General features: G+C 41.0%; 12 protein-coding genes. 3 read left to right on the top strand and 9 right to left on the bottom strand.

Annotation, left to right across the window (positions count from 1 at the left end; translation table 11 throughout):
- Positions 1–621: 621 nt before the first annotated feature.
- Complete coding sequence (locus FCL54_RS22500) at positions 622–1,230, top strand: GNAT family N-acetyltransferase (RefSeq protein ID WP_138129540.1); 609 nt, start codon at positions 622–624, stop codon at positions 1,228–1,230.
- 116 nt (positions 1,231–1,346) lie between these two features.
- Here the strand turns inward: FCL54_RS22500 and FCL54_RS22495 are convergent, their stop codons facing one another.
- From FCL54_RS22495 to FCL54_RS22480, 4 genes are all read right to left on the bottom strand, one after another.
- The gene (locus FCL54_RS22495; RefSeq protein ID WP_138129539.1) at positions 1,347–2,675 is read right to left on the bottom strand and encodes a short-chain fatty acid transporter; all 1,329 of its coding nucleotides are present in this window, start codon (positions 2,673–2,675) and stop codon (positions 1,347–1,349) included.
- A gap of 162 nt (positions 2,676–2,837) precedes the next feature.
- On the bottom strand, positions 2,838–3,650 hold the full coding sequence (locus tag FCL54_RS22490) for a DODA-type extradiol aromatic ring-opening family dioxygenase (protein WP_138129538.1): 813 nt from the start codon (positions 3,648–3,650) through the stop codon (positions 2,838–2,840).
- A 21-nt stretch (positions 3,651–3,671) separates the two neighbouring features.
- On the bottom strand, positions 3,672–4,589 hold the full coding sequence (locus FCL54_RS22485) for a PhzF family phenazine biosynthesis protein (RefSeq protein WP_138129537.1): 918 nt from the start codon (positions 4,587–4,589) through the stop codon (positions 3,672–3,674).
- Between the two features lie 14 nt (positions 4,590–4,603).
- The gene (locus FCL54_RS22480; RefSeq protein WP_138129536.1) at positions 4,604–6,946 is read right to left on the bottom strand and encodes a PAS domain S-box protein; all 2,343 of its coding nucleotides are present in this window, start codon (positions 6,944–6,946) and stop codon (positions 4,604–4,606) included.
- Between the two features lie 160 nt (positions 6,947–7,106).
- On the opposite strand from FCL54_RS22480, the gene FCL54_RS22475 reads away from it, so the two are divergent.
- Positions 7,107–7,316 carry a heavy-metal-associated domain-containing protein gene (locus tag FCL54_RS22475; protein WP_138129535.1) on the top strand — a complete coding sequence of 70 codons (210 nt, stop codon included), beginning with the start codon at positions 7,107–7,109 and terminating at the stop codon, positions 7,314–7,316.
- 106 nt (positions 7,317–7,422) lie between these two features.
- On the opposite strand, the gene FCL54_RS22470 is transcribed toward FCL54_RS22475, so the two are convergent.
- From FCL54_RS22470 to FCL54_RS22460, 3 genes are all read right to left on the bottom strand, one after another.
- A complete protein-coding gene (locus FCL54_RS22470) occupies positions 7,423–8,115 on the bottom strand; it encodes a DUF421 domain-containing protein (protein WP_138129534.1) in 693 nt (230 codons plus the stop codon).
- A gap of 178 nt (positions 8,116–8,293) precedes the next feature.
- Positions 8,294–8,719, bottom strand: coding sequence for an RDD family protein (locus FCL54_RS22465; RefSeq protein ID WP_138129533.1), 426 nt, complete (start codon positions 8,717–8,719; stop codon positions 8,294–8,296).
- A gap of 213 nt (positions 8,720–8,932) precedes the next feature.
- The gene (locus tag FCL54_RS22460) at positions 8,933–10,330 is read right to left on the bottom strand and encodes an NAD-dependent malic enzyme (protein WP_138129543.1); all 1,398 of its coding nucleotides are present in this window, start codon (positions 10,328–10,330) and stop codon (positions 8,933–8,935) included.
- Between the two features lie 293 nt (positions 10,331–10,623).
- On the opposite strand from FCL54_RS22460, the gene FCL54_RS22455 reads away from it, so the two are divergent.
- Complete coding sequence (locus FCL54_RS22455) at positions 10,624–11,448, top strand: two-component system sensor histidine kinase NtrB (RefSeq protein WP_171016982.1); 825 nt, start codon at positions 10,624–10,626, stop codon at positions 11,446–11,448.
- Between the two features lie 86 nt (positions 11,449–11,534).
- Here the strand turns inward: FCL54_RS22455 and FCL54_RS22450 are convergent, their stop codons facing one another.
- Together FCL54_RS22450 and FCL54_RS22445 are read right to left on the bottom strand one after the other, a co-directional pair.
- On the bottom strand, positions 11,535–12,401 hold the full coding sequence (locus tag FCL54_RS22450; RefSeq protein WP_138129531.1) for a YihY/virulence factor BrkB family protein: 867 nt from the start codon (positions 12,399–12,401) through the stop codon (positions 11,535–11,537).
- A gap of 121 nt (positions 12,402–12,522) precedes the next feature.
- Entirely contained in the window at positions 12,523–13,509 is a 987-nt protein-coding gene (locus FCL54_RS22445) for an LCP family protein (protein ID WP_138129530.1), read from the bottom strand.
- Between the last annotated feature and the right edge of the window lie 531 nt (positions 13,510–14,040).

Here is a 14,040-nt window from a genome sequence, read left to right as displayed (position 1 = left end):
TGACATTGTAACATATGGGTAAGCCGTATGCCTTAATAGGGCACGTACGGTTTGATAAGGGGGAAGCCTTGAAAGAGGTTTCCCTACTTTATTAAAAAAGGCTATTTTGTAAACCCTGTGACAACTTCAGGAGAAAGCATTTGGTCTCCGAGCCATGTAGATTCCCTTTCCGTGATCCGGTTGTTAGCCTCCTCTGCGTAAAGCATCACGAAGATGACTCTCTACTTTATTTGAGGTCATCAGATCCGTTATTTGTGACAAATGGCCATTTTTAAAAAATTATAGGTCACTGGTTCCGTTATTTATCGGAAAAACGCCTAAGCAAGTCTGATTTTCTGCAAATAGCGGAACATATGACCTCATTTTTTTCAAAAGCAGTGTTTGTTCACAAATAGAGGATTCAATGACCTATAATTCCAATCCTGGATTCCTCCAGGCGTTCAATAGTTGCCATGATCTTCAATCATGCTACTGAGTCTATCGATATTCTCAGATTATCACACATTCCACTTACTTTAACCTCTTTCTAAGAAGTTAGAAAAGAGATTTTAAAATAACAATTGCAAGAGACCCTGGATTCGATTATTTTGGATGTAGATCAGTTTGGAAAGGCGGAGGTTCATGGAAAAGTTAGCCCCAGTAATACTCAGCGGAAAACGCGTAAAGATTGTGCCGATGGAAAAGAAACATGTTGAGGGTTTATTCGATGCCGGAAAGAATGAGGAAATCTGGACTTATATGCCGATGAAAGTAAATAAGCTCGAAGACATGGAAAGGCTAGTAGCCGAGGCTTTACAGACGAGAAAACAGGGAGTTGCACTTCCTTTTGTCATCATTGATCAGGATCAGCAAAAAATCGTTGGCAGCACACGCTTTCTTGATATTTCAATCCCTAACCGAAATCTGGAGATCGGCTGGACATGGTTGTCTCCGTCTGTATGGCAGACTATGGTCAACACAGAATGTAAGTATCTCCTGCTTCGTTATTGTTTTGAAGAATTAAATCTTGTCCGTGTCCAATTGAAAGCAGATGCTAGAAATACTCGTTCCTGCCACGCAATGGAACGAATCGGAGCAACAAAGGAAGGCGTTTTGCGTAAAAACCGCCTTACATATACCGGTTATATGCGTGACTCCGTCTATTACAGTATACTGGACACCGAATGGCCTTCTGTAAAAGAAAAACTGGAAGGCATGCTGCTGCCCCCTTCTTATTCATTCACATCTTAAAATAAAAAAGGCGGCTCAGAACCAACCTGCCTGCCTCTCTCCCCCTATTGATTGTAAGGATAGGAAAGGAACCAGGAAGTTCTTTGAGCCACCTTTTTTTATACATCAGCTAATTATTAAAAAAACAACAATCCAAGTGAAATAATGATTCCGCTTACAAAAAGAACGATTAAACAAAACCCCATGATGTCCTTCGCTTTAAGCCCGGCTATCGCCAGGGCAGGAAGCGCCCAGAACGGCTGGATTAGATTCGTCCACGCATCCCCCCACGCTACTGCCATTGCAGTTTTCGGAATAGAAACGCCAAGCTGTTGTGCGGCGTCAAGCATGATCGGCGCCTGTACAGCCCACTGCCCTCCACCAGAAGGAACAAAGAAATTTACAATTCCGGCACTGAGGAACGCAAAGAAAGGAAAGGTAAAGTCGGATGAAATAGAAACGAACCCTTCAGACATCATTGCTGCAAGCCCTGAAGCGACCATCATCCCCATAATACCTGCATAAAACGGAAACTGAATAATGATTCCGCTTGCACCTTTTACCGCTTCCGTTACTGCTCCAAGAAACCTTTTCGGAGTGCCGTGAAATAGAATACCAAGGAACAAGAAAGTAAAGTTTACGATATTAAGATTCAGCTCAAAACCTGAGTTTATTAAATAATAAACTAGAAAGGCAATACCAAGCAGACCAGTAATAAGGGACAAGATTTTGCTGTTTTCCATTTTCTCTGCGGGTGTCACAGCTTCGGCTTCTATAGCCGCTGCCTCTAACGGAGTTTCCTCCTGCAATAAAGATTTGTCTATACTGACTGTCTCATCCTTTGACGGAGACATCATGCGATTTAAAATCGGAAGCACGATAAAAAGTGCAAGGACGATCGCGATATTAAAAGTTGCAAAAATTGTTTCATTCGTTGAAATGATACCGATAACATCTTCTGAAAAATGACCTGGTGTCGCGATCGTTAGCGGAATCGATCCTGCAAGACCACCATGCCATACAATGAAGCCCGCATAAGCACTTGCGATCAACAGTCGATAATCTACATTTTCAACTTGCTTTGCTAATTCACGGGCGAACAGCGCTCCGATAACAAGGCCGAATCCCCAGTTAATCCAACTTGCCAATAACGACACAAGCGTCACATACACAATCGCCTGGCCCGAGTTTTTAGCCATCGATGCCAGCTTTCCAAGCCCTTTCTTAAATATAGGGCTGCTTGCAAGCACATAACCTGTAACAAGCACTAATACCATCTGCATCGAGAACGCCAGCAGGTTCCAGAAACCCTCTCCCCAAAATTGAACCATCTGAACAGGTGAGCTTCCTGTAAAAACCAGTCCTAGAATGAACACGACAAACGTTAATAAAATAACGAATAAGAACGGATCTGGCAAATAGCGCTGCATTATTCTGTTTGAAACATTGATTGCGCTTTTTAACATTTTCTTCCTCCTTCTAGGTGTATTGCGGAAGCGTTTACATTTAAAAAATTAAAAATTTCCGCAATTAAGTGTATTCTATATTCGACAAATTATTCCTTCTTTTTCATAAAAATTTAGGAATTAAAAACCAGACCCTCGAGTGAAGAGTCCGGTTAATAATTTTTATTCTTTCTCATATCCTGCACAAAGTAAACCGAAGTACGTAGGTGCTTCATACGATAAAAATGTTACTTTTCTTTCCTCATAAGGTATGGCACCCGCCAATATTAAGGTCTGCCATATTCCGTCCGGTTTAGCGTCTTCTATTAGTTTACTATCAAAATCAGCCATTTCTTCAAGCTGATTGGATTTTACTAACCCAATTACCTTTTCGTCTAACTCTTTTGCCGCATGATGAAAACCATAAGGACCATCTGGATTATGAGTATGTGACCAGTCACAGCTTGCGATCAATCCAATTCTTTTGTTGGACTCCCTAGCGACTCGCCTTAAAATTTTTCCCAGTTCAAGGTTTTTGTCCAGCGAAACTTCCCGTGATGGTGTAATGATCACGACTGGCACCGCTGGCATGAATCTTAACGGTACGATCGCTCCCCAATCAAGGGGAAGGGAGGATAAAGGCCCAGAGGCAGTTCCAAAATTCAATCCCCCGACAGGCAGACCCGTTTCCTTTGCACTAGCAACAATACTGCCAGCAATTTCTCGATCAATTTTCCGTTCCATATGATAGGTTAAGTTATTCTCTTGCCAGAAGCCAGAAACTGTCTCACATTCTGTAACAGAAAACTGGCCGTTAATTCTCGTTCCGTGCGGGGTGATGACAATGATCGCGTCAGGATAAGCTGCTTTCATCCTATCTCCCAGCACTTCCATACTTTTTCTTGTTTCCTGCATTCGTTCCGGATTATCACCGGCAAGCTCCGGAACAATTTCTCCTCCGTGAGGCGTGATACACGCATATGCAAATGGATACATTATCTAACTCCTTCTGCTAATTTAGAGATACAGCTTTCCTTCACCTATCTCAACACAGCTCCCGCCAATTTTTACTTCTGATACTTCTTCTTTTTCTACTTTCACTTTGATATCGATGAAGCTTGGACGGCCCATCTGGATGCCCTGCTCGCTTCTTAATTTATATTCGCCATCTTGATCCTGTCCGGCAATGCCGTACTTAACTAAATATGCCCCAAGAGGCCCTGTTGCAGCACCGCTTGCCGGGTCTTCTGATATACCCATCGCAGGGGCAAACATACGGCTGTTCACGGTTGACCCCTCATTCATGACTTCTGGGCATAAGACAAAAATATGCTTCGTATCTTCATTTCCGCTAAAATGATCTTGCCAGATATCGAGTCGGAACTTAATCCGCTCCATTGCTTCAAGATTTTTGACAGGTATATAGATAAAAGGAACCCCGGCTGAAACGGTCTGGATCGGATACCTGTTATCAAGATCATCGACAGATAGGGAAAGCAATTCCGCCGCCAGTTCTTCATTATCAAATACAGCTCCAAATTCAGGCACCGGCTGGGTCATCTCCACTTTAACTATCCTGTTGTTTTCTTTAAAAATATCAACTGTAATCTTGCCGACATTTTCTTCAAAGATGACAGTGTTTTTCCCTTCCTCCGTCTTGATCAATCCTTCGCTTGCAAGCACATAAGCTGTCCCAACTGTTGGATGGCCTGCCATCGGAAGCTCCATCTGTGGAGTGAAAATCTTAACTTTTCGATGTGCTTCCGAGTCATCCGGTTCAAAAACAAATGTGGTCTCCGAAAGATTTAATTCTCTGGCGATCTTCTGCATCGTTTCATTGGAAAGGCTGCTCACACTTTTAAACACAGCCAGCTGGTTTCCGCCAAATTTTGTAGTAGTAAATACATCTAACAAAGAATATTCAAGTGTCTCCATCTTTTGTCCCCTTTTCATTGCATGATTGGCAATTTGATTTTTACGGTAGTTCCTTTTCCGATTTCACTTTCATACGAAATCGTTCCCTTATGATTCTGGATAATCTTGTTGCTGACCATCAGGCCAAGCCCCGTTCCTTTTTCTTTTGTCGTATAGAATGGCTCCCCGATCTTTTTCAGCCTATCTTCAGGAATTCCGGGTCCCTGGTCTGTCACATCAATACAAATATAGCGTTCTTCACATTGTGTAACAGCAATAGTGATTTCACCGCCTGCATTCATCGCCTCCATCGCATTTTTCAATATATTGATAAATACCTGTTTAATCTGGTTTGGTTCACAGCTAATGGTCGGTAGATTACCCTGTATTTCTGTCAACAGCCTTATATTTTTAAGAATAGCCTGAGTATCCAAAATAGCGAGCACTTCTTTTAGTAACAACACGACATTTTTATTCTGTACGTGCAGCTCCTGGGGTTTAGAGAGAACCATAAATTCGCTGACGATAAAGTTGATTCTGTTTAGTTCAGCCAGCATTATCTCGATATATTCTTTATCTTTGTAACGTGCTTCGTTATTTTCGGTATCTGCTTTCATCAGCTGTAAAAACCCTTTTAGGGATGTTAGCGGATTTCTTATTTCATGGGCAACCCCGGCTGCGAGCTGCCCTACTACGGAAAGCTTTTCAGACCGGCGGATCATTTCTTCGTTTTGCTTTTGATACGTAATATCCTGGCCAATAACATAGATGCCAACACAGGTTCCTTTAACAATGATCGGAACACATTTTATGTTGAGATGAATGAATTGCCCGTTTTTATTGATAATTTTTATCTCATCCATTAACGCCTCGCCGTTGATTGCCCGCAAGAAATTTTCTTTTATAGTTGTTCTATGTTCATCATCTATCAATTCTTCATAAGACTGGTTTACAAGTTCGGCTTGCGAATAGCCGGTTAAATGCTCTGCCATTTCATTAGCATCTAAAATGATACCTTCTGTACTGATAGACAGAATCGCGTCAGGATTTTGATCAACAAGAGATTTATAACGTTGTTCGCTTTCAGCAAGTATCTGTTCTGTTTTTTTCCGTTCGGTAATATCCCGTCCAATGATGACCAGCCCGCGTTTTGAACCGTCTGGATAAAACAACGGAATTTTATAAACATCAAATATTCGCGGACTTTTATCAGGCGATTGAAAGACTTCTTCCGAGCGGCTTGGCTCCATTTTATCCCAGGCTGCTCTGTCGCTCGTTTCACATTGTTTGAGAAGGTCCAATTCGTCGTTCACCTGAAAGATTTCTTTATCTATCAGCCCTTTATAAGCTTCTTTTTGTAGTCCAAAGATTTCCTCGCAAGTATCATTAGCCTCAAGCCATCTCCCTTTATTGTCTTTCAAAATAATTACATCAGGGGTATTGTTGATCAAGGTTAACAGCCTTGTTTCTGTATCCTCAAGCGCTGTTCTAAACTTCTCTTTCTCTGTACGGTTTAACACAACGACTTGAACTGCTGGACTGCCGTTATAAATTATCCTGGAACGCATCGTTTTAACTTTCACGCTGTTATTTTGATCATCAACTGAATGAAACTCTTCAGAAGTTATCTTCCCATTTTCTAGTTCATTGACATCCATTCTGCGTTTTGCCTTTTGGATATCATCTTGATGGGAATAACTCAACACTTCTCTGCCGATCACTTCACTTTTATCCGACGCATTCAGCAGATTGAGTGCAGCATTATTCACATAGACAAACTTACCATCTTGATGGATCATAACCGGATCTCTTACAGACTCTGCCAATTGCTGATAAGCCTGTTCCCAATTTTCGGCTTCTTCTGCTGCATACTGCTTTACCATTTTGGAGGAAATCCTCTCAGCATTTAAATAAAGGGATGTTTCGAGCAGATCTGAACATTCCATCCGATCGCTGCTCAATAATCCTATGACACCAAACGGATTACAATCTTCATCCAAAAGAGGTGTCCCTATATAATACTCCATTCTATTTGAGAAAAAATTTGAGTACCATGGAAATCGTTCCGCTAGATCCTCTACTGAAACAACTCTCTTTTCAGTTAAAACCATTTCACAGGGGGATTCTATTGAAGAATAGGTAATATGCAATGCTTCACTGCTAGTAGCTTTTACAATTTTCAGCTTATGGTCAGCAGTTCGTTTCGCAATGTACACTATTTCTGCACCAGCAATATCCCCCAGGCACTCCAATAAATTATTTTCGTTCGTGTTATGTAAAAAAATATCTTTTATTTTTGTAAGCCGGGCTTGCAACTCTTCCTTTCTATCTTCTAACGCAGAGACTTCTTTCCTGAGTTGTTCTGTTATATCCTGCACGATTGCCCCCCCTTAACTTAAGCAAAAAAGGTCTTAAGTTAAGGTTCTACAATATTCTTGGAATTCCTCTCAAGATTTGTCTATGAAACGATAGTTGATTAGAGTATCTTGCTGGCGGGTATTCTATAAAAATAGAATATTATGTAGAGAGGTGAAAATAATGAGAGAAGTTACCTTTGCAGTAGGAGGAATGAAAGGGGAAAATTGTATTCAAAGAATTGAGCAAGCCCTTTCCCAAATGAAGGGTGTCGACCGGGCACTTGCGGATTTGAACAATGAAATGGTAAAGGTAGAATACGAAGAAGGCCAGGTTAACATTCCAGCAATCCACAAAACGATTGAAGAAGTTGGTTATCAAGTTAACGAATAAAACAAATTTAAGGGCTGGCTCATAAGTGTCTGGCGCTCTCCGTTTCGGAGGTACCTGGCACTTTGCTTTTGAGTCTGCCCCGTTTTTGAGTATTATTTATTTAACGTCATAAGTCGACTTGGTCCTTCCTCTGGTCAATAAACACTTTCCCCTGAACATCGATCTGGGCAATCGTAACCTCCCTAACATCATCGATTCCGTTTGTTTTTAGAGTAGTTTCTACCCATTCCATATCTTTTCCAGCGGCGAGAAGACTATTTTCTAAAACTTGTCCGTCAATGATAAATGTTTGCGCCAACCCTCTAGAAGGTGAATCAATTTTCATATCTTTATGAGTAACCGTCATGTTCTCTGGTTTCTTGAGAACAGAAACCGTCCCATCCGTTTCCAAAAACGCTATTTCTACTTCATCTAAATAAAAAATGTTCTTCTTTCTTAACTGCATAAGCAGTTGATCCAGATTCAATCTAGCTCGTCCCATTCCTTGACCGAGAAACTTACCATCTTTTATCACTATAGTGGGCTCATCATTTAAAATTTTTCTGCCTCTAAAGGCTTTTAATGCAATAACATCAAGGACAATTGCAAGTAACGTAAATAATGCCAGGGCATATAACCCTTTGACAGCCATCAAGCCCTTCGTTGTGATAATCGCTCCGGTAAGTGTTCCGATAGTGATTCCAGCGACAAAGTCAAAGAACGTCATCTGTGATATTAACTTCTTGCCAAGGATTCTCGCCAGGATATACAGAGTAACAAATCCGGCAATCGTACGGATCGTGATTTCAAGTATTGTCATTCGCTTCACCTACACGTTTGTTGTTACTTTTATCATCCTCATTTTCTTATAATCTATTCAGCAGTCCGCCATTAGCTTAAAAAACATAAAGAAAACTAGTTGGGTCAAGACGCAGGAGCCGGGATTGTTTTCTATATGCAAAAACCGGCAAATCTATTTGCCGGTCCATTCTTAACTATTAAGGTTTATCATATGTAACATAGGTTCCCGCTATAAAATCATGGATTGACCGCTTGTCTTTTCGGATACCGACCATAAAAGCACTGACTATCGCTCCAATGCCAAGTGTAAGGGCATAAATCAGCATTTGTCCGACTAGAACGCGAAGAAGCATCGTTCCCAATCCAACCTCTTCCCCGTTCGCTTTAAGGATGCGTATTCCTACGATTTTCTTTCCAATTACATATCCATGCCAGACCACTGGCAGTAAAATAGAATAAACTAATCCTAAAACCGTTGTAGGCCATGGTTCACTGTTTTCGTCTCCAAAAAATTCTCCTGTGATCAAATAACTGATAAAACCGAACGGAATCGCAGTTATAATCCCATCCAGCAATGAGGCCCCAAGCCTAATCCAGAAACCAGCTGGCTGTTTTATCTCCATTTCTTTTGTCCCCCTTTTCTACCCAATACAACCATATTATCGAAGCTGGATTATTCTTGCAATCACAAAAGGATTAGTGGAATATCATTCAGGAAGTCAATATGAAACATGGATACACTCCTGAAATTTCTAAATACTGCAATGAACTTCTTATAATCTTCTCTAAATATCTTATAAACAAGCCCGGCTATGAGGATAGCCGGGCTTGTTCGTTCAAGAACGTTCCTTCGTGTCTTTTCTTGCAACGCCATCTGCTTTGGCTGCTTTTATTACCGCTTCTCTTACATGGTCAACAACTTGTTTGTTGAAAACACTTGGGATAATATAATCTTTGTTAAGCTCGTCTTCTTTAACTGCTGAGGCTATGGCAACGCTGGCAGCAAGCTTCATATTTTCCGTGATATGTGTTGCCCTGCAATCCAGCGCTCCTCTAAATATTCCTGGAAAGCAAAGTACGTTATTGATCTGGTTCGGATAGTCGGAACGACCTGTTGCCATCACCCTTACGTGGGGCCATGCTTTTTCCGGCGCAATTTCCGGATCGGGATTCGCCATTGCAAACACGATCGGATCCTCAGCCATTTTTTTCAGGTCTTCTACTGAAAGAATATTTGGCGCAGAAACTCCGATGAAGACATCCGCATCTTTTATGACCTCAGAGAGCTCCCCAGTTTCCTCGTTTGGGTTAGTGTTTTCCGCATACCAGTTCCACATTGGATTGTCGTATTCTTTTCCTTTAACAAGCGCTCCTTCTCTGTCGACTCCGATAATATTTTGGATACCTGCGTTGAGGAGCATTTTTGTACTCGCGATACCTGCTGCACCGATTCCAACCACAACTGCTTTAATGTCTTTTTCTTTTTTTCCTACTAGCTTCAAAGCATTCAATAACCCTGCAAGCATGACAACTGCTGTCCCATGCTGGTCGTCATGAAAAACAGGGATATCCAGTTCTTCTTTTAAACGGTCCTCGATCTCAAAGCATCTTGGAGAACTGATGTCTTCCAGGTTAATCCCCCCGTATGTGGGAGCGATCGCTTTCGCTATTTTAATAATATCCTCTGTGTCCTGGTTATCCAGGCAAACTGGAAATGCATCGATTCCTGCCAGCTGTTTGAACAGCATCGCCTTACCTTCCATCACAGGCATGGCAGCCGCAGCCCCTATGTTTCCAAGCCCGAGAACAGCTGAACCGTCCGATAATACAGCCACTGTGTTACGTTTGATCGTTAGGGAATGGGCTCTTGAAGGATCTTTTTCAATCGCCTTGCACACCCTTGCAACTTCAGGGGTGTATACTCTGGACAGATCATCACGGTTCTTGATAGGCATTTTAGGTTTCGTTTCGATTTTACCGCCCAGATGGACAAGAAATGTTCTGTCTGATACATTTACAACCTTCACGCCCTTAAGTTCTTCGGTTCTTTCCGCAATATCCTCACTATGTTCCTGGCTGCTGACTTTTACTGTTATATCGCGGGTCGTTTTATCGCTGCTCTCCTTTATGACATCGATCGCGACTATGTCCCCGCCCTTGTCACTTATAGCTGTTGCGACTTCTCCAAACGTCGTATATCCTTTTTCGATTTCAAGCCGCAGGATAATACTCATCGTGGTACTTTTACCAACTGCCACTCCATATACCTCCTTGCTTTTCTCCTTTTATTCCTATTACCCATCTACCACATTTTAGTGTTATTCAATCATAGGCCAACCGGCAGTTAAATAGACTTTATTCTATCACTTCCTTCAAATAGATGAATTATCTTTTCTTCATCAGCATAATGATGTAAAAAACCCCACAGAAAACATCCATTATCTTACATATTAATTGGGATAAAAACCCACTTTTCGTCACTCTTTTAGTTATTTAAACGGTATACTAATAACTGGATATGCTTTCTGTGGAAAAAGGAGGGATTCTTATAACGAAGGAAGTAGGAACGCTTCAAGTATGGAAGGAAAACGAGAGGACCAGGAATAATACTTCAGGTGAAAATCGCCTTTTTAGTAAAAACATCGTTAAACTGGAAAACGCGGTCTCCAAAAACTGTTTTTCTTTCAACGGACACATTTCAGCAGACCTTGCACATGAGATAAAAAACCCTTTGACGATCATACGAGGGTTTATTCAATTGATCAAACCTGATCTTGAACAGTTGAACAAAAAGGAAATAGGAGAACTGTTATTAAACGAAATAGACAGGGCAAAATCATTGATCGAAGGATGTTTGCAAACCTCCTTTACTGTTAATCAAAAAACCGAAGAAGTAGATTTAAATGAATTTTTAAATGAGATCATCCTGTTGTTCCAGGTGGAGGCGTCAAAAAGAAATATTAGTCTCACACAAACCCTGACCGATAAACCTTCTTGTCCATCCACTTACATCAATCGAAATGAACTAAAACAAGTGTTAATTAATCTAATTAAAAATGCAATGGAAGCCATAGAGGAAACGAAAAGGGAAACAGAAGGAAGAATCAGCATTACAGCAAGTAACAAAAATGATGGGTCGGTTACAATACAGGTTTCAGATAACGGGAAGGGAATGGATGAGAGAACTGCGGCAAACCTTTTCGAACCCTTCTTCACAACAAAACAAGACGGCACAGGCCTTGGCCTTTGTATCAGCAGGCGAATAATCAATCAATATAACGGAAAACTTTCTGTAAAAAGTTCATATGGCGAAGGGACGACATTCCAGATCAACCTGCCCGGGTCATTTTAAAATAAACCAGTAATATAAAAAAGCTGGCTATAGCAAGTATCCCAAAATGCTCTAAAGGCATCCGGACTCGCATAGCCAGCTTGATCTCAGGTATTGTGTTGTACACCACTCTGATTAGGATGGGTCTCTGCATAGTTATGCCTTCTTTTATGGTAAACGGCGTTAACTTCCCCGCCTATTACAAGTGTCAGGCCTGTCAGGAAAAACCATAGCATCAACACAATAATTCCTCCAAGGCTCCCATATGTTGCAGAATAGTTTCCAAAATTGCTAACGTAGAAGGAAAATCCAAGCGAGATTAATTGCCATACAATTGTTGCCACCACTGCACCGGGCACTACCTCTTTGAATGGATAATGCTTATTCGGTGCAAATTTGTATAATAGTGATAAAACAAGTGCAATCACCGCAATCGCAAGCAACCATCTTAAGATTTGAAAGATGATCTGTGTTTGTTCTGGCAGGTTTATAACAGAATTCACAAGATCGATTATAAGGCTTCCGAAAACCGGTAGGACCAGTGTTACAATCAACGCAATAATCAGTCCAAACGTCAGGCCGATCGCAATCAACCTCATTTTAATAAATGACCTTGTTTCGTCAACATCAAAAGCCGCATTCATCGCTCTTATAAAGGCCACCATCCCGTTTGAAGCAGACCAGATCGTACCGATAATACCGAATGTCAGCAATCCTCCTCGCTTTTCACTGACAATGTTTACAACCTGTTCCCTGAAAAGTTCTCCCGTCTGTCCAGGTATGACATTTTGGATAAACTGCGTCGCTCTCTGCGGATCAATTTGCAGGTATGGAAGAATAGATAGCGCAAGAATCAATAGTGGAAATATTGCAAGCATAAAATAGTAAGCTTGCTCTGCCGCTAACCCGGTAGCCCTGTCCTCTTTCATCTCCTTCCCGACCCTTTTTCCGTAACCCAGTATTTTTTTAAACATCGCATCCACTCCAGTACATTTCTTTTTTAACACCAAATCTTTAACTAACCATTTCCCAGAATTAAGGAATATTAATCCTTTCAATATTTTCCCGATCTTTTATTACGAAAAAAACACCCGGTTAAGATTCACCGGATGCTTCATCAATTTCTAGATGTTTTTTTAGTTCGCTTTTAATTTTTTCAAGAGATTCATCATCTAATTTATAGTAATATCTATCGGCCCAATAATCCGACCCTTTTAATTGGAGAGTTTCGATGTCATCTAAGGAGTTTATAAACGGATACAACCCTACTGCTTCTTTCAACGTTAAGCTCATCGTCAGGTTTTCGCCGATCCTGTCCAATACATCTCCGTACTTTGGAACGGAAGAAAATGATTTTAATTTATTGATAGAAGCTTTGATAATCTCCATTTGGCGCTGGCCCCGTTTTAGGTCTGAATCAGCTTTTCTTGTTCTGGCGTATGCAAGGGCAGCCTCTCCATCCAGTTCTTGTTCTCCGACTTTAAGATCGACTTGCCCGTGGGTCTCCTTTCGGATCTGGTCTGCAACATACTTATCTTCAATCGTAACGTTAATCCCGCCAAGCTCATTAATGACCGTTTTAAATGCGGCGAAGTTCACTCTTACGACCTCATCGACCGGAATATCAAATAACTTCTCTACTGTCTCTATTGTTAAATCGATGCCTCCGAATGCGTGGGCATGTGTTATTTTATCTTTGCCGTGTCCGGGAATTTCTACGTATGAATCTCGTGGTATACTAACTAATTTCACGCTGTTTTTATCCCTGTTAAAAGTCGCAAGAATCATGGCATCACTTCGCCCCGTGCTGGTTTTCTGGTTGCGGTCGTCAACCCCAAGAAACAGCACTGAAAAATGATCTTTGCCTGTGTCGAACTCTTTTTTGCGCAGCTCTGATTTTTCCCCTCGAGCAGGTTCAACATACGAATCTTTTGTGACATTTGAAACTTTGTTATACAAATATCCGCCATAACCCACTACGGCTGCGAATAGTACTAAAAAAACAATAAATATATTTCTAACCCACTTTTTCTTTTTCTTTTTTTGTTTTAATCTGCTTTTTCTGGTTTCTTCTCCACCCATTTGAAACACCCTTTGCATATTTGTTCCACTCTGTTACGACGTACAAGATTGCTTCCAAGTTTCAAAATTTAATACTTGGAATGGTAAAAATTCCACTTATCTGACAGAAAACCATCCCGTGAACAGATAGTACTTTTTTCGCTACTTTTTATATTCCCCGCAATTACTGCCCGCTACACCTCATAATAGCTTTTCGACAATGATACCTGTTAAAAGGATGCATGAGTGTCATTGTTATAAAATGGTTACAATCACTTTTAGCGGGATCTTAAAAAAGAAAGTAGTTAATTTTGTTTGCTTAGCCTCAGGATGCTCGCTTCCCATGGCGTGCGGAGTGAGCATCCTCATCGCAAAAGAGAAGGGAGCTGACCGAAGTGCCAGCTCCTTTTATCATTGTTTTTTTTCTAAAAGTTGTGTTTTTCCGTAAATAGAGGATCAAATGACCTATAATTCCGAATTCCAGGATCCACAGTCATTCATGTACTGCCTGAGTTGCCTTGTTCTTCAAGTTTATTGATCATAGATATGGGA

Origin of the sequence: Exobacillus caeni, assembly GCF_005747095.1 — a bacterium.
In the GTDB taxonomy this organism is placed as follows: domain Bacteria; phylum Bacillota; class Bacilli; order Bacillales; family Guptibacillaceae; genus Exobacillus; species Exobacillus caeni.
The sequence above is the reverse complement of the archived record's forward strand: the minus strand, read 5'-3'. Positions and strand labels throughout refer to the sequence as shown.

Excerpts from the sequence above, each read along its gene's own strand:
- FCL54_RS22495 (WP_138129539.1), bottom strand. The coding sequence starts at position 2,675 with ATGTTAAAAAGCGCAATCAATGTTTCAAACAGAATAATGCAGCGCTAT.
- FCL54_RS22445 (WP_138129530.1), bottom strand. The coding sequence starts at position 13,509 with ATGGGTGGAGAAGAAACCAGAAAAAGCAGATTAAAACAAAAAAAGAAA.
- FCL54_RS22500 (WP_138129540.1), top strand. The coding sequence starts at position 622 with ATGGAAAAGTTAGCCCCAGTAATACTCAGCGGAAAACGCGTAAAGATT.
- FCL54_RS22450 (WP_138129531.1), bottom strand. The coding sequence starts at position 12,401 with ATGTTTAAAAAAATACTGGGTTACGGAAAAAGGGTCGGGAAGGAGATG.
- FCL54_RS22485 (WP_138129537.1), bottom strand. The coding sequence starts at position 4,589 with ATGGAGACACTTGAATATTCTTTGTTAGATGTATTTACTACTACAAAA.
- FCL54_RS22490 (WP_138129538.1), bottom strand. The coding sequence starts at position 3,650 with ATGTATCCATTTGCATATGCGTGTATCACGCCTCACGGAGGAGAAATT.
- FCL54_RS22470 (WP_138129534.1), bottom strand. The coding sequence starts at position 8,115 with ATGACAATACTTGAAATCACGATCCGTACGATTGCCGGATTTGTTACT.
- FCL54_RS22460 (WP_138129543.1), bottom strand. The coding sequence starts at position 10,330 with ATGAGTATTATCCTGCGGCTTGAAATCGAAAAAGGATATACGACGTTT.
- FCL54_RS22475 (WP_138129535.1), top strand. The coding sequence starts at position 7,107 with ATGAGAGAAGTTACCTTTGCAGTAGGAGGAATGAAAGGGGAAAATTGT.
- FCL54_RS22465 (WP_138129533.1), bottom strand. The coding sequence starts at position 8,719 with ATGGAGATAAAACAGCCAGCTGGTTTCTGGATTAGGCTTGGGGCCTCA.